Source organism: Parapedobacter luteus (assembly GCF_900168055.1).
Classification (GTDB): Bacteria; Bacteroidota; Bacteroidia; order Sphingobacteriales; family Sphingobacteriaceae; genus Parapedobacter; species Parapedobacter luteus.
The window spans coordinates 92,274-118,696 of the sequence record NZ_FUYS01000004.1 but is presented as its reverse complement, the minus strand read 5'-3'; the positions used below and the strand labels follow the sequence as shown (position 1 = coordinate 118,696).

Below are 26,423 nucleotides of genomic sequence, written 5' to 3'. Positions count from 1 at the left end.
TTTTTTAGTAGTCGGAGGTCACTCAACCCCGTTTACTTCAGCAAATATGGCTTTTCTTTGTAGGTTTTCCATAAAAATTCGCCAAATAGTGTGTTTGCCCATGCAAACCATTTACGGGTGAACCGTTTCGGATCATCTTTATGGAACGACTCGTGCATAAAGCCGGTATCACCGTGGGTGTTTTTTAAGGTCTCGATACAGGATTTTATCTCTGCATCGTTAATAGCCGTCAAACCCCGCATGGTGATGGCCATGGGCCAAATCATGTCTCGTCCGATGTGTGGCCCGCCAATACCTTCCGCGGCCGAACCTTTAAAGAAGAACGGATTGTTTTCGGAAAGTACGTAAGCGCGTGTCCGTTGGTAAATCGGGTCGTTGACATCCACCGCGCCGAGATAGGGAAGCGATAGGAGGCTGGGTACATTGGCATCATCCATCATCATGTAACTGCCAAACCCGTCGACCTCATAAGCGTATATCCTTCCATGCATCGGATGGTCTACGATGCCGTATTCCTTTACGGCATTTTCCACCTCATTGGCCAAGTCAAGCATTTCCGTAGCGAGCGCTTGTTCATTGGCGAGGTGAGCGAGCATTTCTGCTGATTGGCGCAGACTCACCACCGCAAATAGATTGGAGGGGATGAGAAACGAAAAGACAGTGGCATCGTCACTGGGCCGGAAGCTGGAACAGATAAGTCCTACAGGGTTGACAGGGTACCCGTATCCGTCTACCTGCAACGTATCCGATCCGCGTGCGGTGGTCCGTTCAAACCGATAAGGCCCCAGGCTGTCTTTGCGCTGCTGTTCCTTGAACGTTTTCAGGATATTCCGCTGGGCGGTCACCCATTCCTTACCAAACGGAGAGGTATCCTCCGTAGCTTTCCAATACGCGTAAGCCAGGCGGACCGCATAACAAAGGGAGTCGATTTCCCACTTGCGCTCATGGATGCCCGGCTTCATGTCGGTGTGGTCACTGCCCCATTCACCCACCTTGGTGGGGTCGTTGTAGAACGCGTTGGCGTATGGATCGATGTTGATGCATTGGCTCTGTTTATTGACCAGACCTGCGACCAGCCGTTGAAGGCTTTTGTCGGCAGCCATAAAAGGTAGGTAAGGCCAGACCTGTGCGCAGCTATCGCGGAGCCACATGGCGTCGATATCGCCGGTAATCACATAGGTGTAAGGCTTGCCGTCCTTGTCTTCGGGATAGACGGTGGTATCAAGCGTATTGGGGAAACAATTGCCAAATAACCATACGAGTTCTTTATCTCCCACTTGACGTTGGAATTCTTGAATAGCCTGCTCGATCGCTTCGCTGGAGAAGTGCCGCTCGTTGGGCGATACACGTACCGTCGGAAATTCCTGCGCGTTGGAAGCCATCGAAAACTTACTTGCCCAAAGCCCCGCGCTTAACATCGCTGTGTTTTGAATAAATGTTCTTCGTTTCATGATACCTGGTTCATTTATGGGTACTGCAGATTCATCTGCACCGATTTCAGTGCCGCAATATGCAAAAAAAACTAATACCAAGTAGCTGCCAATTCGTTTTAGCGCCAGCAAACCATTTTAATCCATAATATGGCTTAATTCTTGGATGGCAATGTTATCTTTGTTGTCTGATTTTTTCATATGATAGAACGTCTATACGATAATTGCATACGGACGGTGTCCGTCGTGATATTAAGTTGTGCGGTTTATATCGGAAACGCGCAATCAACCTATCAGCCTTATTCTTATCAGTTTTACCAGAAACTCAATAACGTATTGTACCATAGCGATACAAGGCTTCATACCGCGTTGAAACCGCTCATCATTGACAGCGCGTTGCAGCCGCGGTATGATTCGTTGATGCAGTTGGGTGTGACCGAACGGACTTCATGGTGGGGCCGCAAGCTGTATAATGAGCATTTGATTGATATCAAAAAAGACGATCACACGTTTTATGCCGATTTTCTGCCTGATTTTCAGCTTGGGCGTGATTTTGCCGGCGGAGGTCGGACGACCTGGGTAAACACCAGGGGTGCACAAGCGGGCCTGACCATACAGGATAAGTTTTTCCTTTATGTGAATTTTTTCGAGAATCAAGCGGTGTTTCCGCAGTACCTGAATGCTTATGTTTTTGAGCAAGCCATCGTTCCTGGTCAAGGCCATGGCAAGACGTCCTACTCCAACCCGAAGATGAGCGACTGGATGTATTCTTCGGCGGTATTGTCGTACACCGTAAATAAATACCTCAATGTTACGCTGGCCTACGACAAACAGTTTATTGGCGATGGATACCGTTCGATGCTGCTGTCTGATGTTTCATCAAACTATACGGCGTTGAAGCTGACCGGAAATTTGGGAAATGTCCAATACTTAAGTATGTGGACGTACATGATGGATCCCATGCATCCGCGTTCGAATACGTATGACCCGATTACCGGTTTGCCGACACGGGGCGGCGACAACTGGAAATGGGGGGCTTTCCAATACCTGGATTGGAATGTTGACAATAGGCTATCTGTGGGCTTATTCCAATCGGTCGTGTGGGGAGCCAAAAATGCCGCGGGGCGGCGGGGGTTTGATTTTAACTATTTTAACCCGGTTATTTTTATGCGACCGGTGGAACTGACCAATACATCTTCTCCGGACAAAATGCACCTGGGATTAAATGCCAAATACAAAGCCCTGAAGAACCTATCGGTGTACGGGCAGTTCCTTTTGGGGGAATTCGTGGCCAAGAATTTCTTCTCAACCAACGGGCATGTGACCAACAAATGGGGGGCGCAACTTGGTTTCCGAGGATTTGACGCTTTTGGCATAAAAGATCTGAACTTCTTGGCAGAATACAATACGGCGCGCCCGTATACTTATGCGCACTTCGATCCGGCAAGCAACTACAGCAATTACGGGCAGCCGTTGGCGCACCCCTGGGGGGCCAACTTCCGGGAATTGGTGGGTATACTAAATTATTCATACGGCCGGTTTGATTTTTCATTCCAGGGGATATGGGGCCAGTTCGGTACAGATCCAGATGCCGAAGCGAATTTCGGCGGAGATATTTTCAAATCGTATCTGATACCGGCCAACGAGTATGGCAATTACATCGGCCAGGGAGTTAAAAACAATTTATTCTTTGCCGATGGGCGGGTATCCTATTTGTTTAATCCGAAATATAACCTGCGGATTGAAGCCGGTGCGGTATACCGCCGGCATGAAATCCCTGAATTGGGCAGGCATCCCCAGACGGGCATGATTACCCTGGGCTTGCGTGGCTCGTTCCGCAATTTCTATTATGATTTTTAAAACAGACTATTTTTTTTGATATTGCAGTATGAGCAGGATTACCATCATCAACGGCCCGAATCTGAACCTCTTAGGCATACGGGAAAAAAGCATTTACGGCGATCAGGATTTTACCACGTTTTTGGCGGCACTGCGAGACGCCTATCCCGCAGTGGCGTTGTCTTATTTCCAAAGCAATCATGAAGGCGCTATCATCGACAAAATTCATGAGGTCGGGTTCGCAACGGAGGGGATCATCCTCAACGCCGGCGCGTACACCCACACTTCCCTGGCAATAGCAGATGCCATTGCGGCGGTAACGGCCCCGGTGGTGGAGGTGCATATTTCCAATGTGTACGCCAGGGAGTCCTACCGACATCATTCCTATTTGGCAAAAAATTGCAAAGGGGTTATTTGCGGTTTCGGGTTGGATGGTTACCGGCTGGCGCTGGAGAGCTTGCTAACAAGATAATTAAGCTCAGCAAGGCACAGCCTGCCATCACCGCGGCCATCGGTACCGTGGTTTCATCGTGAAGATAGCTTACCAAGGCAGATGATAGCGCGCCACAGCCCATCTGGATGCTGCCCATCAATGCCGAGGCGCTACCAGCCAGTCTGCTGAATGGGCTGAGCGCCAATGCCGATGTGTTGGGGAACACAAAACCTTGACAGCCCAAGAACAGAAAAATCAGGCCAATCATCACCAATAAATTGATATATCCGGTGACACAGAGGATAGTCAGGATGAGTCCGACGGATGATTGTGCCATCAACGCTATTCTGGCTATTTTCTCGCTGCTGTGTTTATTGAGCAACACGCTGTTTAACTGGCTTGCAACAATTAATGCTGACGCTATAAACGCAAATACCAATCCGTACTGCTTTTCGTTCAACCCATAGAGCGACACCATGACATAAGGCGATCCGGCCAAATAGGCGTATAGCCCCGAAGAGGCCAAGCCGCCGGCAAATGCGTAAGTAAAAAACTGTCTTGTCTTGAAGACCTGCCAGTACGATTGGGTAATGGGCCGGGGCATTAGCGACATGGTTGGATTGGGGCCTTTGCTTTCGGGAAGGAAAAAAGCGACTACGGCCAATATCAACGCCGTAATGACCGCCAATACGATAAAGATACCATGCCAATTCCAATGTGCGATGACGAAACTGCCCACGGTAGGGGCCAGGATTGGCGAAATACCGATGACCAGCATCAGCAGGGAAAAGACCTTGGCGCTCTCCGACGGTCCGAAAAAGTCCCTGACCATAGCGCGCGATGCCACCATGCCGCCGCAGCTGCCCAGTGCTTGAATAAAGCGGTACACCATCAGGTTGTCTGCGGAGTTGGTCAAGGCACAACCGATGGATGCTGCAATATAAATAACCAGCCCGACAATCAATGGTGGCTTACGGCCGAAACGGTCGAGCAGCGGCCCGTAAACGAGCTGGCCGGAAGCGATGCCGATGAAAAAAGACGTTAATGAGAGTTGGACGTGTGCTACAGTGGTCTTTAAGCTGGCTGCGATGGCATCGAAACCGGGCAAGTACATATCAATGGAAAAAGGGCCTACAGCCGATAAGAGTCCAAGGATAATGAAGGTAAAAAGACGATGCCTTGTTGTAGCTGCCATGCAGTTACAAAATTACAGCTTTGTTTCGGCTTTTTACTTTCTTTATTCAATTGGTAGGGGCGCCTTTTAAGCATTTTGTCCGGGCACTTTGGATGCGCATAAGCAACCTGGGGGATGAACGGAGCGAGTCCTCCAGTTGCGTTGCGTATCCAAAGCTGCCCTCGGATCCCGCGAAAGCCCCTGTTCGGCCCGAAACCTGTCAGCACAGCTTACAGCTACCTATTGAGCCGGTCTGCCGACGGTTACGCTGTTTTCTTAGCTGGCCTGAATAAGAGGTAAATACCAACAGCGACGAAGGGCAGACTCAATAATTGTCCCATGTTGTAGGTCATCCCGTCTTCGAACGCTTCTTGGTTTTCTTTGACAAATTCAAGGACAAATCGGGCACCGAAGAGCAGGATCAGAAATAAGCCGAAAATGAATCCTGGTTTCAACGCGGGCTTCTTGTGGTAGATATTCCACAACAAGACAAATATAAGCACGTATGACAGGGCCTCGTATAGCTGTGCAGGATGCCTCGGGATTTGGTCTACACGTTCGAAGACTACGGCCCAAGGCAAATCGGAAGGTAAGCCTATGATTTCTGAATTAAAGAAATTGCCGATGCGTACAAAGGCGCCTGCCAACGGAATGACGATCACGAGCCTATCGGTAAGCCAAAGAAAATCGGTTTTCGTTTTGCGGCAAAACAGGAAAATGCCAGCCAAAATACCGATAGCGCCGCCATGGCTGGCCAACCCGTGGAAACCTGTAAGGGTAAATTTGCCATTGACATAGGTGTAGGGCAAGATCATCTCCAACGGGTGGTCTTTATAGTAATCGAACTCGTAAAATAAACAATGCCCCAAGCGGGCACCCAGCAAGGTACCAATGAAGATGTAGATACTTAACTGATCAAGCAATTCCTGTGACTTGTTTTCGCGTTGAAAGATACGTAGCATCAGGAAATAACTGCTGACAAAAGCCAGCAGGAAACACAGGGTATAATACCGGACCTCAAAACTGCCGATACTGAATATCTCAGGGCTTACATTCCAGTGAATGGCGCTTAATATGCTGTTTGTCATGGTTATTAAACTGTTTAGGCCGGTAAATATAGTGTTTTTAAAGTTTAGGGCCTGCCTTTGCCTTCCGTTCTTTTTTGGTTTGTTGTTTTAAGATGTATTGTTTCTCAAGGAAGGCGATGACTTCGCCGGCAATGTCTTTGTGCGTGGCCTTTTCGATGCCCTCAAGCCCCGGAGATGAGTTGACTTCGAGCACCAGTGGTCCCCGGTCTGAGGGCAGCAAATCCACCCCGCATACGGTCAGTCCCAATTCCCGTGCCGCCCGCACTGCGGTTTCCCGTTCGGCTTTATTCAGCTTTATTACAGCCGCGGTGCCACCTCGGTGTAAGTTTGACCGGAATTCGCCCTCTTTGGCGGTACGTTTCATGGCGCCGACCACCTTGCCATCCACGACAAAAGCACGAATGTCTGTTCCGCGGGACTCTTTAATGTACTCCTGGATAAGGATATTATTGCCCAACCCGTAAAATGCTTCGATAACGGATGAAGCCGCCTTACGGGTTTCGGCCAACACGACGCCAATACCCTGGGTGCCTTCCAGCAGTTTGATGACCAGGGGCGGGCCACCAACCATTTTAATTAAGTCGTCTACATCACGTGTTCGGCGGGCAAAACCGGTGGTAGGCATGCCAATGCCAGCCCCGGAGAGTATCTGCATGCAGCGAAGCTTATCGCGCGACCGCGTGATCGCTTGGCTTGGGTTGGCCGATATAACGCCCATTACTTCAAATTGACGGACAATGGCCGAACCATAGAAGGTGACGGAAGCCCCGATACGCGGGATGATTGCGTCAATATCGGAGATGTCCTGTCCTTTGTAATGGATGCTGGGTTTTCCTTGTTTGATACCTACATAACATTGGCTGTGATCGATGACCACACACTCGTGGCCGCGCATTTGGGCGGCCTCCACCAGTCTGCGGGTAGAATATAGGCTTTTGATTGTCGATAATACGGCTATTTTCACGTGGTGCTGCGATTAATCGTCGATAGAAACAATAAGGACGGGTTAATGTTTGGATTACTTGCTGTCTTTGGTTGATTTTTTTGACAGATTTGCCCGAGAAACGTCTACAAGGAACTTCCTCCGGATGAACGATCGGCCCAACAATATTGGAAACTCCATGCCTGAACGGTCGCGCAGGGACAGTTCAATCGGATGCAGTTCGTTGAAAAACAAGATGGTGGTCTTGATAATATAGCGATTTTCCTCCTGTCCAAACGAATTCCGAATGCGCCGCTCGCTATGAAAGGGGAAGACATACGTATTCGTTTGATGACCGGGATGGCCATCCAACGGGCGGAATTCGACATATTGCTTCCTGCCTTTCTTGATTAATTGAACGTGGCTGCAATGGAGCACGGATGTACGTGCGCCAGTATCCACCTTAGCGGGGATATCGGTGATACCCAACTCCGGCAAATCTACGGTTTCCTTCCAGCCGATGGTTTTCAACATAAAGGGGGTGGTTGTTGCCTTAGACGTGGGCTGGGTCAATAATAAACGTACGTACCAAGAGGAGACTCAACGGTGACCTGTTTTGCGGCCGAGGATTCTACACGCCCGATGACCTGTGCGGCGATGCCATATTGTTCCGAAATGCGGATAATGTCTGCGGCTATGGATTCGGGCACGTATAGTTCCATCCGGTGTCCCATGTTAAATACTTTGTACATCTCCTCCCAACTGGTATTGGACTCTTGCTGGATAAGCTTGAACAGTGGCGGCACATCAAATAAGTTATCTTTGATGACGTGCAAATCGTCAATAAAGTGAAGCACCTTGGTCTGCGCTCCGCCGCTGCAATGAATCATGCCATTGATCTGCGGGCGATAGTTGTCGAAGACCTGTTTAATGACAGGAGCGTACGTGCGCGTAGGCGACAATACCAGCTTGCCTATCGTCACAGGGCCTTGGCCCGGGATGTCAATCGTCTCAGTCAGCCCCTTGGAGCCGGCAAATACCAACTCGTCAGGGACGGCCGGATCGTAGCTCTCCGGAAATTTGGAAGCAATTGCCTTATGGAACACATCGTGCCGCGCCGAGGTCAGCCCGTTCGAGCCCATGCCGCCATTGTACTCCCGTTCGTAGGTGGCCTGCCCGTAGGAGGACAATCCGACGATAACATCGCCGGCCTGTATGCGGTGATTGGAGATGACGTCCGATCGCTTCATCCGGCAGGTGACCGTGCTATCCACAATGATGGTCCGTACCAGGTCGCCAACATCGGCGGTTTCGCCACCCGTGGAATAGATACCGACACCCAACTCCCGAAGCTCAGCGAGGATCTCCTCCGTGCCATTGATAAGTTCGGCAATCACTTCTCCGGGAATAAGATGCTTATTGCGTCCGATGGTCGACGATAATAAGATGTTATCCGTCGCGCCCACGCACAGCAAATCGTCGAGATTCATGACAATCGCATCTTGGGCAATGCCGCGCCATACCGACCGATCGCCGGTCTCTTTCCAGTACACGTAAGCCAACGATGATTTCGTGCCCGCCCCGTCTGCATGCATGATGTTGCACCAAGCGTCGTGACCGCCTAATATATCGGGTATAATCTTGCAGAAGGCCTTTGGAAATAACCCTTTATCCAAATTTCTGATGGCATGGTGTACGTCCTCTTTGCCTGCGGAAACCCCCCGTTGGTTATACTTTAAATCTGCCATTTCCCTCCCTTAATCTACATGCTTGATTTCTACACGCCGGTTGAGCGCCCGGCCGGCCTCGGTATCGTTAGATGCTGAAGGCCGGGTAGCCCCATAGCCGTTGACGGTTAGGTTATTTCCACTGATTCCCGAATTGACCAAATATAATTTAACGGCATTCGCTCTATCAATAGATAATTCCATATTATAAGCAGCGGTACCTTCGATAGAAGCATGGCCGTCGATAACAAATCGGGCATTGGGATCTTTTTGCATTTCCCGTGCGATTTGATCGAGGATGGCATAAGATTCCGTTTTCAATACGTGCGAATCATACTCAAATTGAATATTCTTGAAATTGTAGTTTGGCGGTGCTACCGGTGCCGGCTCCGATTGGGTAGGTGCTGCTTTAGGCTCTTCTTTTTTTGGCTCCGCAACAACCCGCTCTGCCGGGGTTTCCCTTTCAATTACTTCAGCGGCAGGCTGGAGTACGACTTGTTTCGGCTTGCAGCTTTGATGAGATACGGCCAATATCCCGATATAGGCCATTAATATACAACTCTTTACGGTTTTCATGTGAAATAACTTTGCTGTTGTAAACATAGGAAAATATCTGATAAATTATATGGAGTGGATCATACATAACTATGATTTTTTTCCATATACTTGGTTCTTAATCTGTTTATGCGGAATTACATGAATTCATAGTTATGGTGAAGATAAGTACAATGATGATGCCAACCTATTCGAAGCGATATGTGTCCCTCATTTTCTCGTTATTGCTATTCAATGATGCATTTGCACGGGAAGGCTTAAAAGTGGCAGTTGCCGGATTGAGCCATGATCATGTCCATCCGCTGTTAAGCGCTTATCAGCGGCATGAGGTGGACATCCTTGGCATCGCCGAATCGGATCAGGCGTTGATACGTCGCTTTCAGGCACGTTATAAACTTTCGGACACGTTGTTTTATTCAACGGTCGACGAGATGCTCCAGGCCGTTCGCCCTGACGTCGTGCTGGCTTACAACGCCATCTCCGAGCACGTGAAGATTGCGGAGGCCTGCTTGCCGTTGAAAATACCGCTGATGGTAGAGAAGCCCTTGGCGATTAATAACGAACAAGCGCAACGCATCGCTGCCTTATCTGCAGCACATGGGACGGCGGTATATACCAATTACGAGACGACCTGGTATCCAAGTAACCAGGCATTAAAACAAATGGCAGATGGAGGAGCGCTCGGCACATTGAAAAAAGTGATCGTCAAGGATGGGCATCAGGGGCCAAAAGAAATTGGATGCAGCGAGGCTTTTTTAAGTTGGCTAACTGATCCGGAAAAAAATGGAGGCGGCGCGTTGATAGATTTCGGCTGTTATGGTGCCAACCTGATGACGTGGCTGATGAAAAACCAGCGGCCCTTGGCGGTGACGGCCGTTACCCGCCAATTAAAACCGGCGGTATATCCGAATGTGGATGACGACGCCACAATCATACTGGAATATAAGGGAGGCGTCACCGGCATCATTCAGGCCTCATGGGATTGGCCGTACAGCATTAAAGATATACAGGTATATGGCGAGGACGTTTCGTTTCATGCCAATAGACGGTAGTACACTGGTGCGTTACTCAAGCCCCGGTAGCCAGACGAATATACCGGTGAAGAACGGGTATTTCCGCGATCACCTCGCTTACTTGGAAGCGGTGCTTAGTGGAACCATGGATACGGAAAACGATTTGTCTTCCCTCGCCAACAACCTTATTGTCGTGGAGATTTTGCATGCGGCAAGGGAATCGGCTAAGCGAGGCGAACGGATAGTGCTTTAGGTTGGTTTTCGCTATTCGATACGGCTTTGCAGCAATACGTCACACCATAGCTGGTATAGTTCCTGCGTAAAATGCGCCGTCGGAATAGCCACCTCAACGGTATGCAATGCCGTGGGCCCTTCGGCTACATAGGTCAGCAATACCGTTGTTCCGCAGTCACCATCCGCGGACTTCGTATCCTTAATCGCGTATAGAATTGCTGTGCGGCCATCTACGGTCTTTTTATCAATCACGTCGAGCGTTGCACCGGGGCATCCGGCTTTTTCGAATTCGAGCTTTTCCGCTGGCGACCCCTCGGCTTTCATCGGGTAATAACGCTTATCGATGGTTGTAGTGGTGACCGTCTTCACCGGGGCGAGTTGCGCATTTTTCCCCCTTACTGTATAGGACATGCCCCGTATCCCTTTGGTGTCCTTCGGTATCGTCTTGTCTTTCCACCGGTATTCGGCCGGAAGGGTGAGTACAAGCTTTTCTTTCCCAGGGGTCGGCTGCGCGTTGACGTGAAACGCAGCGAGCAAGAGCACAAAAAGGGTATATCCGGTTATCGTACGCATCGTGATCAGATTATGGGTTCGAACCGCATGGCGAATTTATCCCGGTATGCCTTAGGTGTCATGCCGGTGTTTTCTTTGAATAGCTGCCTGAAATTTTTCATATCATTGTATCCGGCCGCGAGCATAATTTCAAACAATCCTTTTTCGGTATTTTCCAGCAATTTCTTTGCCGCTTCGATTTTGGTTTTTTGTAGATAACGGATGGGAGTGAGGCCTGTGGCCTGCTTAAACCGACGCACAAAATTCCGTCTACTGGCCGGAATATCAGCGATAGCTTCCTCGATGCTCCTGATTTCAGGGAATTGGCTTTTGATTTTGTGCTGGACGCGCATCACCAGTGCGTCGTCATGCGTTTCCACGGGAGCAAAATGGCTAAAGTGCGCCTGGTTCTCCCTGTCCATGTCGATGGAAAACGTTTTTGCGATGCGAACGGCCATTTCCCTGCCGCAGCATTTCTGAATCAATGCCAGCATGAGGTGGAAACCGCTCGTCGCGCCGCCACTGGTGTAGATGTTGGCGTCATGGGTCACTACCGCATCCTGTTCAAGCTTGACCTTCGGAAAGTAAGTCGCCAGTTTATCGGCGGCGTCTACATGCGTGGTCGCCCGCCTATCGTTGAGCAGTCCCGAGGCGGCGAGGAGGAATGCCCCCGTACAATTGCTGGCCAGCATGGCGCCCCGTTGATATTGCGCATGCAACCACGGGAATAAACAGCTGTTTTCTTCCAAGGTTTTCGCCATGTCTACCGGTCCGAAAGCAGGCACAAAAATCAGGTCGTAAACCTGCTCCCGTTCGATTGTTGCGTAAGCGATATGACTTAAGCTGTCAGGAAGTACCTTGGTTGCCGTCGTGCCGACGAAGGTAATGTTGAACAACTCGGGCTTGCCATCCTCTTGCAAGAAACGATTGGCGGTTTCAAATACGTCCACGATAGCTGCAAGGCTCAATAGTCGGTATTTATTGGTCAAAATGATGGACAGTTGCATGGTAATCGCATCGTTGTTTACACCAAAGGTACAAACATCATGAAAAATATGCGGCCAAAAAATTATCTTTGCCGTTTGAAGTCGTTTTGTATGGACCATTCATGCCGGTGCCTTTCCAAAGGCGGTGAAATGCAGGTCCCATGCGATCGCTTCGTATAACGTTATTTTGAATGAATCATATCCGCAATTTTTGCATCATTGCACACATAGACCACGGGAAGAGTACGCTGGCCGACAGGCTGTTGGAATATACAAATACCATCAGCCAGCGCGAAGCGCAGGCCCAGTTGTTGGATAACATGGATTTGGAGCGGGAGCGTGGCATCACCATAAAGAGCCATGCCATCCAGATGAATTACGTGAAAGACGGACAAGAATACGTGCTGAACCTTATTGATACCCCGGGGCACGTTGATTTTTCGTATGAAGTATCGCGCTCCATTGCGGCCTGTGAAGGTGCGCTGCTTATCGTCGATGCCTCGCAGGGTATTCAGGCGCAAACCATCTCCAACTTGTACCTCGCGTTGGAACACGATTTGGAAATCATTCCGGTGTTGAACAAGATGGACCTCCCCGGCGCGATGCCTGAGGAGGTCAAAGACCAGATTGTCGACCTTATCGGTGGAAGGCGGGAAGACATTATTCCTGCATCGGGCAAAACCGGATTGGGGGTCAGGGATATCCTTGATGCGATTATTGAACGGATCCCCCACCCGGTGGGCGACCCGCAGGCTCCGTTACAGGCACTGATCTTTGATTCGGTATTTAATTCCTTCCGAGGCATCATGGCATATTTCAAAGTGGAGAATGGAGAGATACGCAAGGGCGATAGGGTGAAATTCATTGCCACGGGCAAAGAGTATATTGCGGATGAAATCGGGACATTGCGGCTTAATCAAGTGCCTAAGGAAGTAATACGGACAGGTGATGTAGGCTATATTATTTCCGGCATCAAAGAGGCGCGTGAAGTGAAGGTAGGCGACACCATCACGCACGTTGCCCGTCCGAGCAAGGAGGCTATCAAAGGATTTGAAGAAGTAAAGCCCATGGTATTTGCTGGTATCTATCCGGTCGATACGGAAGATTTTGAAGAGCTCCGTGAAAGTATGCACCGATTGCAGCTCAACGACGCTTCACTGGTGTTCGAACCGGAATCTTCGGCAGCCTTGGGTTTCGGCTTCCGCTGTGGATTCCTCGGTATGCTGCACATGGAAATTATTCAGGAGCGATTGGAACGGGAGTTTGATATGACGGTCATCACGACGGTACCCAACGTGTCTTATAAAGCATACCTCACCAAGGACCATGAGGAAATCATTGTCCATAACCCCTCAGATTTGCCCGATCCAAGCAAGCTGGACTATGTAGAAGAGCCTTATATCAAAGCCAATATCATTACGAAAGCGGAGTTTGTCGGCCCGGTGATGTCGCTCTGTATCCAGAAGCGTGGTGTCATCATCAACCAGTCTTATCTCACAGCAGATCGGGTTGAACTGGTCTTCGAGATGCCGATGGGTGAGATTGTGTTTGACTTTTATGATAAGCTGAAAACGATATCCAAAGGCTATGCTTCATTTGATTATCATCAAATTGGATACCGGCAATCAGACTTGGTGAAGTTAGATATCCGGCTGAATAGTGAGCCGGTCGACGCCCTGTCGTCCCTCATTCACCGGAACAATGCGTACGAATTCGGCAAAAAGATCTGCGAAAAGCTAAAAGAGTTGCTGCCAAGGCAACAATTTGAAATTGCAATACAAGCCTCCATCGGAGCTAAAATCATTGCACGTGAAAACATCCGTGCATTGCGGAAGGATGTGACCGCCAAGTGTTATGGCGGGGACATTTCGCGTAAGCGCAAACTGCTGGAAAAGCAAAAGAAAGGAAAAAGACGTATGCGCCAGGTGGGTAACGTGGAAATCCCACAGTCTGCGTTTATGGCGGTTTTGAAATTGGATTAATCAGATTGCTTTACGCTGTAAGCTGTAAGCGATGGGCTTCCCTGTCTGCACATACAGCCTAAAAGCCTAAAGCCTAAAGCTATCAATATGAAATTACTCGACGGCAAGCTGGTATCAGCAAAAATAAAAGAAGGCATTAAACAAGAAGCAGCAGCGTTTTTAGCTTCAACAGGAAGGAAGCCCCATCTGGTAGCGGTTCTTGTGGGGAATGACGGTGCAAGCGAAACGTATGTAGCCAGTAAAATGCGCAATTGCGAGCTTGTGGGGTTTGAATCGACCAATATCCACTATCCGGCAACTATCTCCGAGGACTCATTGATCGCCAAGATTAGGGAGCTCAATGCAGACGAGGGGGTAGACGGTATCATTGTGCAATTACCGTTGCCAAAACACATTGATCCCGAACGGATCACGGAAGCAATTGACTACCGGAAGGATGTAGATGGCTTTCACCCGGTCAATCTCGGCCGGATGCAACGCAACCTCCCTTGCTTTATACCCGCTACACCCTATGGCATTTTGTTGATGCTTGAGTACTATGGTCTCGATACAGCAGGGATGCATGCGGTGGTCGTAGGGCGCAGTAATATCGTCGGAAGTCCGATGAGCATTCTGCTTGCCCGCAATGCCAGTCCCGGCAATTGCACCGTGACACTGACCCATAGCCGGACAAAAAATATCAAAGATGAGGTGAGGCGAGCCGACATTGTGGTAGCGGCCATAGGAAAAAAGCACTTCATCACGGCCGATATGGTTAAAGAAGGCGCCATCGTCATCGATGTAGGCATCAATCGCGAAATCAGCAGCGAAACCAAATCGGGATATAAACTGTATGGGGATGTCGACTTTGAGCGCGTTGCCCCGCTGGCGTCATGGATCACGCCGGTACCGGGTGGGGTAGGGCTGATGACCATCGTGGGGTTGCTGAAAAATACGTTGGAGGCAGCGAAAAAAAGTATCTATAAATAAGACTAATTTTAGGATTGGTACGCATATTGTGCGTGCTTATTATAAATTAAACATTGATGAACAAAATAGCATTCATAGCATTATTCGCAGGTGCGCTTGCGTTTTCGGCTTGCAATAACAGCCAATCAAACGCTGAATCGGATCACCATGACCATTCAGCACATGACCACGGCCATGAAGGCCATGACCATGATCATGACCATCACGATCATGTGGTAGGGGAAGAGATCGATTCGGCGATGGACAGTATAGAAAAAGCAGGCGATGAAATCGGCGCAAAGGCGGAAGCGTTGGGAGACGACGCAAAATCGACTTTCGATGAGGCTAAAGAAGGTATAAAAGCAGGTGTCAAAAGTGCCCAAGAAGAGGTAAAGGAAGCTTCCAGTGCGGCCGCTCAAGACATAAAAAATGCGGCTAAGAAGGTCGGTAGTGAAGTCAATAAGGCCGTCGAAGATGTGAAGGAAGAGGTGAAAAAGAAGAATTAATTAGCACTTGACATACCAATCATATCACCCATGGGCGTATTCCTATGGGTTTTTTGTTGCCCAAGCTCCCGCGCTGGGGCTTGTATAAAAAACACTTGAAATGAAACTGCTTATCGTAGAAGACGAACAAGGATTACGGGATAACATGATGCAGTTTTTGTGTAAAGAACAGTACATCGTGGAAACTGCTTCCGATTTTCATTCGGCTATGGAGAAGGTATCCCTGTATGACTATGATTGCATCCTTTTGGATGTGGGGTTGCCGGATGGAAGCGGACTTAGTTTGCTTGAGGTCCTCAAATCGAAACAAAAGCGGGACAATGTCATTATCATTTCGGCCAAAGATTCGTTGGACGACAAATTGGAAGGGCTTGAACTCGGCGCTGACGATTACTTGACCAAACCTTTTCACCTGGCCGAATTGAATGCCCGCATTAAGGCCGTACTGCGCCGAAAGGCCTTGGGCGGGCGCAACGTGATCGCGCTGAACAATATGGAGTTGGACTTTGATGGCCGGGTGCTCCGTGTCGACGGTAACGATATCCACCTTAATCGAAAAGAGTTTGACATCTTGGCTTTTTTCATCGTCAATAAAAACAGGCTTATCTATAAATCCGCCCTGGCCGAACACGTCTGGGGCGACCATATTGACAATGCAGATAATTTCGATTTTATTTATTCGCAGATCAAGAACCTACGTAAAAAATTGAAAGAACATGGTGCGAATCTGGAGATACAGGCTATCTATGGTGTAGGTTATAAGCTAACCGTCTAAATGAAACTGCTCAACCACACGCTGTTATATTTGTCGGCTTCGCTGATTTTCATTTTAAGCATATGGGCGGTGGTTTTTTATTTCAGCATGATGGATGAGGTGTATGACAGCATTGATGACGGCTTGGAGAATTATAAAATCTTGATTATCAAAAAAGCGCATCAGGACACTTCGTTGTTGAATAAGCGAAACTTTGGAGAAAGTAATTACGCCATACGGCCCATAAAGCGCGAGTGGGCATTGCGGGCTACCGAAGTGTTTAAGGATACAGCCATGTATATGGAGTATGAAGAAGAGTTCGAAACTGTGCGCATGCTTACCACCTATTTTTCGACCAGGAACGACCGGTACTATGAGCTCAAAATTATTGCTTCGATGGTGGAGGAGGACGATTTGGTGGCTGATCTGTTGCATGCGTTGCTTTGGCTGTATCTTGCGGTTATTGCCAGCGCATTTATCATCAACAATTGGGTGTTGCGGAAAATATGGCGACCATTTTATCAACTGCAAAACGAACTCCGCGGATTCAAGCTTGGGGAAGATAACGTATTCAGCCCGCCGCAAACGCGGGTAACGGAATTCCGGGATATGAACGATACGGTGGCAGCATTGCTTAAGGCCAATATTGCTGTTTTCCAGAATCAAAAACAATTTATTGAAAACGTTTCGCACGAGTTGCAGACTCCCTTGGCGATTGCGCTTAATAAACTGGAATTATTGCTTGAGCAAGTTCAGGGCGAAGACGCCCAGGTACAGCTGCTGGCCAATGCTATCCAACACCTTGAGCGGATGACCAGGCTCAATAAATCGTTGCTGCTCCTTTCAAAAATAGAAAACCAACAGTTTTCCAAGGAAGAGCGGGTCGATTTCAACGCGCGTCTGCGACAGCAAATCGAAGACTTCGGCGAACTGCTGCAATACAAGCGCATCAACTTGGAAATCCGAGAGGAAGCTCAATTGAACGTGTTGTTCAATGTCGACTTGGCAGACGTTTTGATAGCTAACTTATTGAAAAACGCAATCGTGCATAACCACGATGGGGGAAGTATCCGGGTCAGGGTGACTGATAATGGTTTTGAAATAGCCAATACCGGCCGCGCGCAACCCTTGGAAACAGACAAGTTATTTACCCGTTTTTATCGACCAACGGACCACGCGTCATCCACAGGACTCGGTTTGGCCGTGGTCAATGCAATAGCCCAGCGCTACCACGCCCGGGTGGCCTACCAGTATGAAGGCGGCTTGCATCACCTGTCTTTCCGGTTCATTAATTGATGTAGTCCTCATCCGCGGGATCCAGCGGTTTTTTAGCTTCAAACGTCGGGCTGATTTGCTGGTCCGTTTTTTCGGTTTGTTGCTTTTTCCGAGGCCGGCCAAGCAGAAAACCTACCACAGCACCGATAAAAAACATGATACCGAGTACGGCTAACTTGGGGACACTTCGCGTGCCGAATATCCAGAAGTTGACCTCGTCCATGTTTTTCATGAGAATCACCGTAACCAAGACGGTTATGATGATGATAATGATGGTTTTTGCACGCATGTTTGCTTTTTGAAGGATTTTATGACGAAAGTAGCAATTTCTTTGAGCGCAATGCTAATAAAAGATTAACTTTTTTTAACATTTTTTGCTGAAAAATTTGTTTAAATGGTTGAACATTGTATTTTTGACGCAGCGATAGAATTAAGACACACATAAAACACCTTATTGAACGCATTGTATCGGTTTTGTTGATTTAGTTTGTAGGCTTGATTGATATTAACGGATTCAATCAATCGGCAAATGATTCATGCCAGATTTTGTGGTTTAGCAGGGTGTTTCAAACGTAAAGTGCAATGTTGGAAAGGATGGTATCAACCATGATATTAATTAGGGCTGTCAAGGCTTTTTTTCAATTAAGATTTTATTCCCTTATTGTTAAACCTGGTGAGTAAGATAGGTATATGGGCGCCATCCGATTAACGATAGGTTGGGTTTGCCTTTATACCGACTTCTAAAAATTAATTCTTTATTTTTTTAACCAAATTCACAAACACATGAAACAAAAATTACTATGTTTCTTTATGCTGGGTATACTGTTGATCGGATCGGCGTATGCCCAAGACAGGAGAATCAGCGGTAGGGTAACAGCCGAAGACGATGGAAGCCCAATCGCTGGCGTGTCCGTGTTGGCCGTTGGTGCCAATATAGCCGCGCAAACAGACAACTTGGGTACGTTTACTATCGATATTCCCGCGTCTGTGACCTCGCTGGAATTTCGATACCTTGGTTATGTTTCGCAGACGGTAACGTTAGGGTCGAGTAACAACATCACTGTGGTATTGGCCACGGATGCCACGGCGCTAAGCGAAGTGGTAGTTACAGGGTATGGAACGCAGCGGAGAACGGAGTTCACCGGGGCCGCCGCTACGGTCAGCGGCTCTAAAATAGCTGATCGCCCTGTGCAAAGCTTTAGCCAAGGGCTCACAGGACAGGCTGCTGGTGTTAATATCATTCAACCCAATGGCTTATTGAATAACCCACCGGTTATCCGTGTGCGCGGGTTGAGCTCTATTTCCCTAAGTTCCTTTCCTCTGATTGTGGTCGACGGTATTCCTATCTCGACCGGGGATGTTTCCTCAAACGCGGCGACCAATAACCCCTTATCTGATATCAATCCTGCTGATATCGAGTCAATCGACATCTTAAAAGATGCGGCATCAGCTTCAATATATGGATCTAGGGCTGCAGCGGGGGTACTCGTTATCACTACGAAAAGAGGAAGCCAAGGCCGCCCTCGTGTTACTTATGACGGATGGGTTGGTGTAACAAATGCCGTAAGGCTTCCTGAGGTGCTGAATGCGGAGCAATACATTGCATATAAGAACGCTGCGATTGATAATGCGTTTGAAGTCAATCCTAATTTTACCGGAGCTCCACGTAATGCATTTGTTGCAACGCAAGATGCAAATGGTAATTTAGTTGATGTAGATTGGCAGAATGATGTTGTATATAGAACTGCTGTTTCTCAAAACCACAACCTGACGTTTTCAGGAGGTTCAGAAAAAACTGTATACTATTTTTCAGCAGGTATCACGGATCAAGATGGTTTTTTAAGAGCTAATAATTTTAAGCGAAGAAGTGCTCGCTTCAATATCGACCACCAGGCGACTAATTGGCTTAAATTGTCGGCTAATATTAATTATACCAATAACCAGAATAATGCACCAAACAGTGGATCTTATTCTGGCGGGGCTTTCGCATCCTCTGGTTTAGGGCGCATTGCAATGGCGCAGGCACCGAACGTTCCGGTTTATAACGAGAACGGAGATTATAACACCGAAGCTAATTCGATCGGAAGAGGAGCCAACCTTGTGGCGATGCAATGGTCTAATCCTCAGGTGCTGATCGATTTGGATAAAAACTATTCCGAGACGAATCGATTGTTTGCAAACATGGCCGCAGAATTAAATTTGGCTGATGGACTGACGTTTAAGACTTCGTATACTTGGGATTTGCGTAATACAGAAAACCACCGTTTTTGGAACCCGATAAACGGCGACGGCCGTGCTACTAACGGGCACGCGTTTAATCAACAAGTGCGTTCAGATAACTGGAACTGGATTAACACTTTACAATATCAGAAAAGTTTTGCTGGAGTTCATAATTTAAATATCGTTCTCGGATCTGATGTTCAACGCACGCGTACAGCGGGATGGGGAGGGCAACGCCAAGACTTGGGTGATCCATTTTTTAACCAGTATCAAGGCAGTTTCCTGACGAATACTGCAGGTGGCAATAGCATTAACGATTTGGCATTTGAGGCATATTTGGGTAGTGTGAGCTACAACTATGCCAACAAATATTTTGTGAGTGGTAACTTCCGCAGGGACGGGAACTCTGCATTGTCAGCTAATAACCGTTGGGGTAATTTCGGAGGAGCTTCCTTGGGATGGACCATTTCTGAAGAGGAATTTTTTAAGTCCGGCTCAATCGCAAATACTGTTTCGAATTTTAGAGTCAGAGCAAGTTGGGGCCGGACCGGCAACGGTAACTTAAACAGTTATTATGGAGCATACAATTTGTTTGGAACCGGTATTTATGGCAGTGTGCCCAGTATTTCTTACTCTCAGGCGGGGAACAATGAATTGAAGTGGGAGACCAGTCAACAAACCAACGTTGGTCTTGACTTAGGGTTTTTTAACAACCGACTGAGCTTGGAAGCGAACTGGTTTAATAAGGATATTGACAACATGATTTTGGAAGTTCCTCAAGCCCCTTCAAAAGGTATTCCAGGAAACAGTATTCTATTAAACGTTGGCGCTATGTACAACCGTGGATTTGAATTTGCGGTCAACGCCGTTCCCATTCAAAAGGGCGACTTTACGTGGTCGACTAATCTGAATTTTGCCACGTTGAAAAATGAAGTTACTGCATTGGTTGGCGATGGGAATCCAATTTTAGGATATACTAGTTCATTAGAGCTGTCAAGTTATACTCAGGTTGGATACTCTGCTGCACAGATTTACGGTGTTAGGACAGCTGGCGTCAATCCTGAGAATGGTCGTCGAATTTTTATCGATAATCAAGGTCGGCAAGTGCAGTATCAACATTTAGGCGGTGCAAATTCTTATACATTAGTGGAGAATGGTACGCCAGTGCCGACTTCGTCGGTTACAGGTGCTGCTGTCCCGCTAGGAAATACGATACCAACTTGGTACGGAGGCTTTAACAATAACCTTTCATATAGGAATTGGGATTTGGCACTCAATTTTACTTTTTCAGGAGGAAATTATATTTATAATGGTACTCGGGCTGGTTTGCTTGATCAGCGGGTCTGGAATAATTCAACAGAAGCGTTAAACGCTTGGACTCCTACGAATACCAACACCGATATCCCGAGGGCAATCTATAGTGATAACGTATCCAATGGTTCGGCATTCCTAATAGAATCTAATGTAGAAAAAGGGGATTTTTTACGTCTGCAAACAGCTACCCTAGGTTATAGGTTACCTCAATCGGTATTTGGCGCAAGCGGTATTAATTCCCTAAGACTCTATGTACAAGCTAATAATCTCTTTTTAATTACAGGTTATACTGGTGTAGATCCGGAAATATCCTCTAACGGAAATTCAAACATTGCTTCCGGTATTGAACGGAACTCGATTCCGCAGGGACGCGCATTTACGTTCGGAGTGAGTTTAGGGTTTTAATTTATAATGATGAATATCACATGAAACGAATATATTCAAAAACTAAGTCTACTATCGTAAAAGTTGCGGTACTATCACTGCCTTTAGTTACGCTGTTATCTTCATGCGGGGATGATTTTTTAAGTTATCCGTCGGAGACATCTATTCCGGAAGACAGGGCGTTCGAAACTCCGGAACGCATTTTGTCCCAAGTAAACGGGCTATATGGGTCGGCCAAAAACGGCGCATTATTCGGTGGCCGGTATTTGATATATAACGATATCCGCGGGGAGGAATTTAGGAATCGGACATCAAACGTGGTGACTGGTTACAGTTCTTACCAATTTACAAATGATCCAAGTGACACTTATATTGCCAATTTCTGGAGCCAGGGATATCTAACCATCAACCGGATTAATAAATTTTTGGCCGACTTCGACAACTATCCAGATGCAGTCAGTGACGAATTGGAAGCACAATATCGAGCTGAAGCTAAATTCATTCGTGGATTAACTTATTACGCTTTGGTTCAATTGTTTGCAAAGCCATATACGTTGGATAATGGGCAATCTAGAGGATTGCCTTTGCGCTTGCAGCCGGAGACAAACTCTGCAAACAACGAACTTGCTGCTAGCTCTGTGGCCGATGTGTATGCCCAAATTCTGCAGGACCTGAACGACGCAGAAGCTGGATTGCCTGCTACGCAAGGTTCTAATAATACGACGCGTGCGCACAAAAATACCGCAATAGCATTAAAAACAAGGGTGTATCTGGCAATGGGGAGACATGGAGACGTCATTACAGAAGCAAATAAAATTGTTTCGGCGTCGGCTCCATTCAGTTCCCCGAACAATGTTGCGCATGTGCTATCAGCGGACGTGATGGCCTTGTACACGCAATATAATACATTGGAGAACATTTTTTCATTTCCTATGGCAGACACAAACGCTCCGGGCACGCAGAATCAGCTTGGGTATTATTACAATGTAGGGAATATTGAATATTACCTCAATCAATCGGCTCCTGGTATTTATGCCGACCGCGAAGCTTGGCCGGAGTCTGATGCGCGTAGAAGCCTTACGGAAGTATACAGTGATGCTTGGCATATCTTGACAAAATGGAGTGGGGATTCACCTTATGACGACTGGGTGCCTATCATCCGTTATGCCGAAGTGTTATTGAACTTAGCTGAAGCGGAAGCTGAGGTTGGAGATCAAGGCCGTGCAATAGCACTCTTAGAAGCCGTAAGGCATCGTTCAGATCCTGATTATGAGTTTGCGGGATTGACTTCAAGGGAAGCCATTCTAACGGCTATCGCAACAGAAAGGCGGATAGAACTTTTAGGAGAAGGTTTCCGCATTCCTGATTTGCAACGCAGGCTTGAACCCATCGTTTCTGTTGGCGCTGGTGCCAGTATTGAACCGTCGGATGATAGGTATGTTTATCCGATACCTACTGCTGAGATTCTAACGAATCCAGCGTTGGTAAACTAACTTAATAGAGGATAAGGCCGGATGAAAGTTTGGCCTTATCCTGTTATAATAAACTATAATAGATTGATGCATTTTTTGTATTCAATCAATGTTGTGGCCATATGTTAGTCCCTGAGATTTTGATGATACTTAATAGCTAGGATACTATGAAAAAAAGAATTTCCTTTTTTGCCATCATTTTGGGAATGATTGTATTTCCAACAAAATTTGTTGAATCTAAAATGCATTTGCCTAAAAGTGGAGTTAAGCATGATTACCGTTATTCCGGCATTGTTTATACGAATTCACCATATAATGCCCGTTTTGATTTTGTGTTTGAACCATCTGGTGGAACCAACTCGTTTTTTATTACACAAGCATACGCTACTATTGACGGCGGGATCATTGAGCCGGTTTATAATATTGACGCAATTGTTCATTTCGTTCCCTACCCGAACGGGATCTATACAATAACCGGAACATTTTCGACAAGTAATGGCGTTTTCACTTTTAACAACGAAGAATTTACAGTGTATATCGGGATTGAGTAAACCAACCCCACATTGGTAAATTAAATATTCTTTGACATCGGGAATTACTTTTTATGAAGTGATTCCCTTTTTTGAATGTTATGAAAGCTCTTTTCTTTTTTCTCTGCTTAGGTGTTTTTATAAATGCCAGTTTCGGTCAATGGACGATATCGGCCGATCCTGTTGGAGGTACGCCCATTAAGGGACAGTCATATCAAGGTATCAAAGGATCCCCTTATCTGTTTGCTGATTGGGCGAAAGGACGTGTTACCTTATCAGACGGTAGCAGTTATACAAATATCGATCTATTATACGATATGTTGGCGGAGCAACTTGTATTTAAAGATAAGGCAGGGAACACACTAGCTTTTAATAAGCCGGTCTCGGGTTTTTCGCTTATTGAGCCGACAACGGGAGATACACTGAATTTTATCCAATTAAGTGGGGTAGTGGGGTATCTTGAAATACTCGTTGACGGAGAAGCTCCATTGTATAAGAAAACGGTGAAGTCGCTAGTTGATCAAGCCGCGACATTCGGCCAGCCTAACCAAATCAAAAACGTGTTAACATCATCAACCTACTACACTGTTGTGGATCAGCAACTGGTTAAATTTAAGACGGTCGATGACTTGGAGAGAATTTTTCCAGGTGAAAATATTGCAGAGCGCCAGAAGCAATACCGATTGAATATTAAGAAAGAAGCAGATCTAATCCGGCTTTTTGATATGATAGAATCCGAAAAGTAATAGGTTGGTTGGTGGGAAAGGGGCGATTAGCCTGCTTGTCGCTTGGATTGTCGCTGGATTTTGTTTTGCTGTGGATACGTATTGGATTACGTTCTCTGATGTTACCAAGCTAACAAAAAAGCCATCCCAGATAATGGGACGGCTTTTTTTGTTAGATACTATTCGGTCTGCTATTCAGCAACCACTTCAAAAGGCACCTGAACCTTTACTTCCTTATGCAAGTTAAGGTTGGCTACATATTCGCCTAACACTTTTGGGTCTTGCTCAAAGGTGATGCGACGGCGGTCTACGTCAAAACCTTGCTTTTTCAATGCTTCGGCAATTTGGATGCTGTTTACCGAACCAAAAATCTTTCCAGTTTCACCGGCCTTCGCGCCAATCGTCAATTTCACACCTTCCAGCTTATTGGCCAATTGCGTAGCGTCCTTTTTGATTTTTTCCTGCTTGAATTGCGCTTGACGGATGTTTTCGGCGAGCACCTTCTTGGCAGACGGGGTAGCTAATACCGCGAATCCCTGGGGGATGAGGTAATTGCGTCCATATCCGGGCTTTACGGTGACAACGTCATCCTTTTCACCCAACTTCTTGATATCTTGCTTTAAAATTACTTCCATGTCGTTTCCCTCCCTATTTTAGTGAATCTGTGACATAAGGCAACAAACCAATGTGGCGTGCGCGCTTTACTGCTTGAGCTACCTTACGCTGAAACTTCAACGAAGTACCGGTAAGCCGGCGGGGCAACACCTTGCCCTGGTCATTGACAAATTTCAACAGGAAGTTGGCGTCTTTGTAGTCGATGTATTTGATGCCATTTTTCTTGAAGCGGCAGTATTTCTTACGGTTGTCCTCCACCTTGGGGGCGGTCACGTATTGAATTTGTTCGTTTGCCATTAGTTTGCTACCTCCTCTGTTTTAGGCGCTTCAGCCTTTTTGTTGAAAGCACCACTGCGTTTCTTTTCGTTGTAAGCAATGGCGTGTTTGTCTAATTTGATGGTCAGGAAACGCATTACTCGCTCGTCACGCTTGTATTCAATTTCCAGTTTACCAATCAATTCACCTGGAGCCTTGAATTCTGTAAGGTGATAAAATCCGGTTGTCTTTTTTTCAATCGGATACGCAAGTTTTTTCAAACCCCAATTGTCTTCATGGACAATTTCGGCTCCGCCTTCAGTAAGGATGTTCCGGAATTTGGCAATAACCTCCTTCGAAACTTCTTCAGAAAGCAACGGGGTAAGAATGATAACGGTTTCGTACTGTTGCATACTTTTCGTTTAAAATAGAATGAATTAAAATACTCCGTCTTGAAACGGGTTGCAAATTTAGGGATAAACTTTTTGATATCAAAGTTCTGTCAGGATAATTTTTATGCTTTTTGTTTGAATAATAGAAATAAAGCATTATCTTTGCGCTTCGAATTTTAGAGACAAATTTAATTTATTAATCCATTAACAATGTACGCAATAGTAAATATAGCCGGACAGCAATTCAAAGTTGCAAAAGACCAACAGCTCTTTGTACACCGTTTGCAAGGGGATGAGGGCGCTAGTATTGAATTTGACAATGTATTGTTAGCAGAAAATGGTGGTAAGTTTACCATAGGAGCCCCTACGGTGGAAGGTGCCAAAGTTTCGGCTAAAATTTTGTCACATTTGAAAGGTGATAAGGTGATCGTTTTCAAGAAGAAACGCCGTAAGGGGTACAAAAAGAAAAATGGGCACCGTCAGCAATTTACCAAAATTGAGATTACGGGCATTACCTTATAATTAAAGGAAAGATTGTTTAACTTAGGCATTAGCCTTTAACGATACAAACTAAGTAAAGACATGGCACATAAAAAAGGTGCGGGTAGTTCGAAGAACGGCCGTGAGTCACATAGCAAACGTTTAGGAGTGAAAATATTTGGTGGTCAACAGGCCATCGCTGGAAATATCATCGTCCGTCAGCGTGGTACCAAACACCATCCTGACGTCAATGTGGGCATTGGTAAGGATCATACGTTGTTTGCCTTGATCGATGGCAAAGTGGTGTTCCGCAAAAAGGCAAATAACAAATCGTACGTTTCGGTGGTGCCGTTTGAAAAGGAAACGGTGGCAGCTGAGCAGCCTAAGTCGGCTGCGCAAAAGCCAGCAGCGGCTGAAGTAGAAGCTAAGGCGGATGGAGAAGTCGCTGATAAACCTGCCAAAGCCAAGAAAGCAAAAGCTGAAACCGCGGAAGCGAGCGCCGAAGAAGGGGCCTAACGAGCGAGCGGTTAATGATACATAAAAGCCACGGCAGTATATATTGCCGTGGCTTTTTTCGTTCATGGCATAGCTAATGCGTTACTTTTCTGCACGACGTGC

General features: G+C 46.9%; 28 protein-coding genes. 15 read left to right on the top strand and 13 right to left on the bottom strand.

Annotation, left to right across the window (positions count from 1 at the left end; all coding sequences use genetic code 11):
* Nucleotides 1-32: 32 nt before the first annotated feature.
* Nucleotides 33-1,451: a glycoside hydrolase family 125 protein gene (locus B5X72_RS09510; protein WP_079716959.1), complete on the bottom strand. Its 1,419-nt coding sequence runs from the start codon at nt 1,449-1,451 to the stop codon at nt 33-35.
* Nucleotides 1,452-1,631: 180 nt separating this feature from the next.
* On the opposite strand from B5X72_RS09510, the gene B5X72_RS09505 reads away from it, so the two are divergent.
* Together B5X72_RS09505 and aroQ are read left to right on the top strand one after the other, a co-directional pair.
* Nucleotides 1,632-3,290, top strand: a complete 1,659-nt coding sequence (locus B5X72_RS09505) for a gliding motility protein RemB (RefSeq protein ID WP_079716649.1) — start codon at nt 1,632-1,634, stop codon at nt 3,288-3,290.
* A 28-nt stretch (nt 3,291-3,318) separates the two neighbouring features.
* A complete protein-coding gene (gene aroQ / locus B5X72_RS09500; RefSeq protein WP_079716648.1) occupies nt 3,319-3,741 on the top strand; it encodes a type II 3-dehydroquinate dehydratase in 423 nt (140 codons plus the stop codon).
* On the opposite strand, the gene B5X72_RS09495 is transcribed toward aroQ, so the two are convergent.
* The 6 genes from B5X72_RS09495 to B5X72_RS09470 form a co-directional block, all read right to left on the bottom strand.
* A complete protein-coding gene (locus B5X72_RS09495) occupies nt 3,680-4,897 on the bottom strand; it encodes a multidrug effflux MFS transporter (RefSeq protein WP_079716647.1) in 1,218 nt (405 codons plus the stop codon). The two genes, aroQ and B5X72_RS09495, sit on opposite strands and share 62 nt — an antisense overlap.
* A gap of 242 nt (nt 4,898-5,139) precedes the next feature.
* Nucleotides 5,140-5,964 (bottom strand): prolipoprotein diacylglyceryl transferase, encoded by an 825-nt coding sequence (gene lgt / locus B5X72_RS09490; protein ID WP_079716646.1) that lies wholly within the window; start codon nt 5,962-5,964, stop codon nt 5,140-5,142.
* Between the two features lie 37 nt (nt 5,965-6,001).
* Nucleotides 6,002-6,928: a 30S ribosomal protein S6--L-glutamate ligase gene (gene rimK, locus B5X72_RS09485; RefSeq protein ID WP_079716645.1), complete on the bottom strand. Its 927-nt coding sequence runs from the start codon at nt 6,926-6,928 to the stop codon at nt 6,002-6,004.
* 54 nt (nt 6,929-6,982) lie between these two features.
* Nucleotides 6,983-7,420 carry an ATP-dependent zinc protease family protein gene (locus B5X72_RS09480; RefSeq protein WP_139378624.1) on the bottom strand — a complete coding sequence of 146 codons (438 nt, stop codon included), beginning with the start codon at nt 7,418-7,420 and terminating at the stop codon, nt 6,983-6,985.
* A 35-nt stretch (nt 7,421-7,455) separates the two neighbouring features.
* Entirely contained in the window at nt 7,456-8,634 is a 1,179-nt protein-coding gene (locus B5X72_RS09475; protein WP_079716643.1) for an AIR synthase related protein, read from the bottom strand.
* Between the two features lie 9 nt (nt 8,635-8,643).
* Entirely contained in the window at nt 8,644-9,189 is a 546-nt protein-coding gene (locus B5X72_RS09470) for an OmpA family protein (protein ID WP_079716642.1), read from the bottom strand.
* A 134-nt stretch (nt 9,190-9,323) separates the two neighbouring features.
* Here B5X72_RS09470 and B5X72_RS09465 point away from each other — a divergent pair, with 134 nt between their 5' ends.
* Together B5X72_RS09465 and B5X72_RS20925 are read left to right on the top strand one after the other, a co-directional pair.
* Nucleotides 9,324-10,220, top strand: a complete 897-nt coding sequence (locus B5X72_RS09465; protein ID WP_217698122.1) for a Gfo/Idh/MocA family protein — start codon at nt 9,324-9,326, stop codon at nt 10,218-10,220.
* On the top strand, nt 10,183-10,434 hold the full coding sequence (locus tag B5X72_RS20925; RefSeq protein ID WP_217698121.1) for a hypothetical protein: 252 nt from the start codon (nt 10,183-10,185) through the stop codon (nt 10,432-10,434). The genes B5X72_RS09465 and B5X72_RS20925 overlap by 38 nt, the downstream gene beginning before the upstream one ends.
* Before the next feature lie 11 nt (nt 10,435-10,445).
* Here the strand turns inward: B5X72_RS20925 and B5X72_RS09460 are convergent, their stop codons facing one another.
* Both B5X72_RS09460 and B5X72_RS09455 read right to left on the bottom strand, forming a co-directional pair.
* The gene (locus tag B5X72_RS09460; protein ID WP_079716641.1) at nt 10,446-10,988 is read right to left on the bottom strand and encodes a hypothetical protein; all 543 of its coding nucleotides are present in this window, start codon (nt 10,986-10,988) and stop codon (nt 10,446-10,448) included.
* Nucleotides 10,989-10,993: 5 nt separating this feature from the next.
* Nucleotides 10,994-11,974 (bottom strand): GlxA family transcriptional regulator, encoded by a 981-nt coding sequence (locus B5X72_RS09455; protein WP_079716958.1) that lies wholly within the window; start codon nt 11,972-11,974, stop codon nt 10,994-10,996.
* 170 nt (nt 11,975-12,144) lie between these two features.
* Here B5X72_RS09455 and lepA point away from each other — a divergent pair, with 170 nt between their 5' ends.
* From lepA to B5X72_RS09430, 5 genes are all read left to right on the top strand, one after another.
* Nucleotides 12,145-13,935, top strand: a complete 1,791-nt coding sequence (gene lepA / locus B5X72_RS09450; RefSeq protein WP_079716640.1) for a translation elongation factor 4 — start codon at nt 12,145-12,147, stop codon at nt 13,933-13,935.
* A gap of 87 nt (nt 13,936-14,022) precedes the next feature.
* The gene (locus B5X72_RS09445) at nt 14,023-14,904 is read left to right on the top strand and encodes a bifunctional 5,10-methylenetetrahydrofolate dehydrogenase/5,10-methenyltetrahydrofolate cyclohydrolase (RefSeq protein WP_079716639.1); all 882 of its coding nucleotides are present in this window, start codon (nt 14,023-14,025) and stop codon (nt 14,902-14,904) included.
* A gap of 56 nt (nt 14,905-14,960) precedes the next feature.
* The gene (locus tag B5X72_RS09440) at nt 14,961-15,389 is read left to right on the top strand and encodes a hypothetical protein (RefSeq protein ID WP_079716638.1); all 429 of its coding nucleotides are present in this window, start codon (nt 14,961-14,963) and stop codon (nt 15,387-15,389) included.
* A 100-nt stretch (nt 15,390-15,489) separates the two neighbouring features.
* Nucleotides 15,490-16,164: a response regulator transcription factor gene (locus B5X72_RS09435; protein ID WP_079716637.1), complete on the top strand. Its 675-nt coding sequence runs from the start codon at nt 15,490-15,492 to the stop codon at nt 16,162-16,164.
* Entirely contained in the window at nt 16,165-17,439 is a 1,275-nt protein-coding gene (locus B5X72_RS09430) for a sensor histidine kinase (protein ID WP_079716636.1), read from the top strand. It begins immediately after the preceding gene.
* Here B5X72_RS09430 and B5X72_RS09425 read toward each other — a convergent pair.
* Nucleotides 17,432-17,707 (bottom strand): LapA family protein, encoded by a 276-nt coding sequence (locus B5X72_RS09425; protein WP_079716635.1) that lies wholly within the window; start codon nt 17,705-17,707, stop codon nt 17,432-17,434. The two genes, B5X72_RS09430 and B5X72_RS09425, sit on opposite strands and share 8 nt — an antisense overlap.
* 494 nt (nt 17,708-18,201) lie before the next feature.
* Between B5X72_RS09425 and B5X72_RS09420 the strand changes: the two genes are divergently transcribed.
* The 4 genes from B5X72_RS09420 to B5X72_RS09405 all read left to right on the top strand — a co-directional run bounded on the left by B5X72_RS09420 (nt 18,202) and on the right by B5X72_RS09405 (nt 24,084).
* Entirely contained in the window at nt 18,202-21,357 is a 3,156-nt protein-coding gene (locus B5X72_RS09420; RefSeq protein WP_079716634.1) for a SusC/RagA family TonB-linked outer membrane protein, read from the top strand.
* A gap of 20 nt (nt 21,358-21,377) precedes the next feature.
* Nucleotides 21,378-22,829 carry a RagB/SusD family nutrient uptake outer membrane protein gene (locus B5X72_RS09415; RefSeq protein ID WP_079716633.1) on the top strand — a complete coding sequence of 484 codons (1,452 nt, stop codon included), beginning with the start codon at nt 21,378-21,380 and terminating at the stop codon, nt 22,827-22,829.
* A gap of 146 nt (nt 22,830-22,975) precedes the next feature.
* Nucleotides 22,976-23,359, top strand: a complete 384-nt coding sequence (locus B5X72_RS09410; protein WP_079716632.1) for a hypothetical protein — start codon at nt 22,976-22,978, stop codon at nt 23,357-23,359.
* Between the two features lie 80 nt (nt 23,360-23,439).
* The gene (locus tag B5X72_RS09405; RefSeq protein WP_079716631.1) at nt 23,440-24,084 is read left to right on the top strand and encodes a hypothetical protein; all 645 of its coding nucleotides are present in this window, start codon (nt 23,440-23,442) and stop codon (nt 24,082-24,084) included.
* A 170-nt stretch (nt 24,085-24,254) separates the two neighbouring features.
* Here B5X72_RS09405 and rplI read toward each other — a convergent pair whose 3' ends face one another.
* The 3 genes from rplI to rpsF are packed head-to-tail and all read right to left on the bottom strand — an operon-like array spanning nt 24,255 to nt 25,346.
* Nucleotides 24,255-24,698, bottom strand: a complete 444-nt coding sequence (rplI, locus tag B5X72_RS09400; protein WP_079716630.1) for a 50S ribosomal protein L9 — start codon at nt 24,696-24,698, stop codon at nt 24,255-24,257.
* 13 nt (nt 24,699-24,711) lie between these two features.
* Nucleotides 24,712-24,975, bottom strand: coding sequence for a 30S ribosomal protein S18 (gene rpsR / locus B5X72_RS09395; RefSeq protein ID WP_079716629.1), 264 nt, complete (start codon nt 24,973-24,975; stop codon nt 24,712-24,714).
* Nucleotides 24,975-25,346, bottom strand: coding sequence for a 30S ribosomal protein S6 (rpsF, locus tag B5X72_RS09390; protein WP_079716628.1), 372 nt, complete (start codon nt 25,344-25,346; stop codon nt 24,975-24,977). Before rpsF ends, rpsR begins: the two co-directional genes overlap by 1 nt.
* Nucleotides 25,347-25,535: 189 nt before the next feature.
* On the opposite strand from rpsF, the gene rplU reads away from it, so the two are divergent.
* Nucleotides 25,536-25,847, top strand: a complete 312-nt coding sequence (gene rplU / locus B5X72_RS09385) for a 50S ribosomal protein L21 (protein WP_079716627.1) — start codon at nt 25,536-25,538, stop codon at nt 25,845-25,847.
* A gap of 60 nt (nt 25,848-25,907) precedes the next feature.
* Nucleotides 25,908-26,321, top strand: coding sequence for a 50S ribosomal protein L27 (gene rpmA, locus B5X72_RS09380; protein WP_079716626.1), 414 nt, complete (start codon nt 25,908-25,910; stop codon nt 26,319-26,321).
* Nucleotides 26,322-26,423: the final 102 nt, after the last annotated feature.

What these genes read in the sequence shown, in the direction of transcription:
- B5X72_RS09435 (WP_079716637.1), top strand. Translation starts at nt 15,490, where the DNA reads ATGAAACTGCTTATCGTAGAAGACGAACAAGGATTACGGGATAACATG.
- B5X72_RS09505 (WP_079716649.1), top strand. Translation starts at nt 1,632, where the DNA reads ATGATAGAACGTCTATACGATAATTGCATACGGACGGTGTCCGTCGTG.
- B5X72_RS09465 (WP_217698122.1), top strand. Translation starts at nt 9,324, where the DNA reads ATGGTGAAGATAAGTACAATGATGATGCCAACCTATTCGAAGCGATAT.
- aroQ (WP_079716648.1), top strand. Translation starts at nt 3,319, where the DNA reads ATGAGCAGGATTACCATCATCAACGGCCCGAATCTGAACCTCTTAGGC.
- B5X72_RS09440 (WP_079716638.1), top strand. Translation starts at nt 14,961, where the DNA reads ATGAACAAAATAGCATTCATAGCATTATTCGCAGGTGCGCTTGCGTTT.
- rpmA (WP_079716626.1), top strand. Translation starts at nt 25,908, where the DNA reads ATGGCACATAAAAAAGGTGCGGGTAGTTCGAAGAACGGCCGTGAGTCA.
- B5X72_RS09470 (WP_079716642.1), bottom strand. Translation starts at nt 9,189, where the DNA reads ATGAAAACCGTAAAGAGTTGTATATTAATGGCCTATATCGGGATATTG.
- B5X72_RS09405 (WP_079716631.1), top strand. Translation starts at nt 23,440, where the DNA reads ATGAAAGCTCTTTTCTTTTTTCTCTGCTTAGGTGTTTTTATAAATGCC.
- B5X72_RS09410 (WP_079716632.1), top strand. Translation starts at nt 22,976, where the DNA reads ATGAAAAAAAGAATTTCCTTTTTTGCCATCATTTTGGGAATGATTGTA.
- B5X72_RS20925 (WP_217698121.1), top strand. Translation starts at nt 10,183, where the DNA reads ATGGCGAGGACGTTTCGTTTCATGCCAATAGACGGTAGTACACTGGTG.
- B5X72_RS09495 (WP_079716647.1), bottom strand. Translation starts at nt 4,897, where the DNA reads ATGGCAGCTACAACAAGGCATCGTCTTTTTACCTTCATTATCCTTGGA.
- lgt (WP_079716646.1), bottom strand. Translation starts at nt 5,964, where the DNA reads ATGACAAACAGCATATTAAGCGCCATTCACTGGAATGTAAGCCCTGAG.
- B5X72_RS09430 (WP_079716636.1), top strand. Translation starts at nt 16,165, where the DNA reads ATGAAACTGCTCAACCACACGCTGTTATATTTGTCGGCTTCGCTGATT.
- rpsR (WP_079716629.1), bottom strand. Translation starts at nt 24,975, where the DNA reads ATGGCAAACGAACAAATTCAATACGTGACCGCCCCCAAGGTGGAGGAC.
- B5X72_RS09475 (WP_079716643.1), bottom strand. Translation starts at nt 8,634, where the DNA reads ATGGCAGATTTAAAGTATAACCAACGGGGGGTTTCCGCAGGCAAAGAG.
- rplI (WP_079716630.1), bottom strand. Translation starts at nt 24,698, where the DNA reads ATGGAAGTAATTTTAAAGCAAGATATCAAGAAGTTGGGTGAAAAGGAT.
- lepA (WP_079716640.1), top strand. Translation starts at nt 12,145, where the DNA reads ATGAATCATATCCGCAATTTTTGCATCATTGCACACATAGACCACGGG.
- B5X72_RS09455 (WP_079716958.1), bottom strand. Translation starts at nt 11,974, where the DNA reads ATGCAACTGTCCATCATTTTGACCAATAAATACCGACTATTGAGCCTT.
- rpsF (WP_079716628.1), bottom strand. Translation starts at nt 25,346, where the DNA reads ATGCAACAGTACGAAACCGTTATCATTCTTACCCCGTTGCTTTCTGAA.
- B5X72_RS09425 (WP_079716635.1), bottom strand. Translation starts at nt 17,707, where the DNA reads ATGCGTGCAAAAACCATCATTATCATCATCATAACCGTCTTGGTTACG.
- B5X72_RS09460 (WP_079716641.1), bottom strand. Translation starts at nt 10,988, where the DNA reads ATGCGTACGATAACCGGATATACCCTTTTTGTGCTCTTGCTCGCTGCG.
- rplU (WP_079716627.1), top strand. Translation starts at nt 25,536, where the DNA reads ATGTACGCAATAGTAAATATAGCCGGACAGCAATTCAAAGTTGCAAAA.
- B5X72_RS09420 (WP_079716634.1), top strand. Translation starts at nt 18,202, where the DNA reads ATGAAACAAAAATTACTATGTTTCTTTATGCTGGGTATACTGTTGATC.
- B5X72_RS09510 (WP_079716959.1), bottom strand. Translation starts at nt 1,451, where the DNA reads ATGAAACGAAGAACATTTATTCAAAACACAGCGATGTTAAGCGCGGGG.
- B5X72_RS09415 (WP_079716633.1), top strand. Translation starts at nt 21,378, where the DNA reads ATGAAACGAATATATTCAAAAACTAAGTCTACTATCGTAAAAGTTGCG.
- B5X72_RS09480 (WP_139378624.1), bottom strand. Translation starts at nt 7,420, where the DNA reads ATGTTGAAAACCATCGGCTGGAAGGAAACCGTAGATTTGCCGGAGTTG.
- B5X72_RS09445 (WP_079716639.1), top strand. Translation starts at nt 14,023, where the DNA reads ATGAAATTACTCGACGGCAAGCTGGTATCAGCAAAAATAAAAGAAGGC.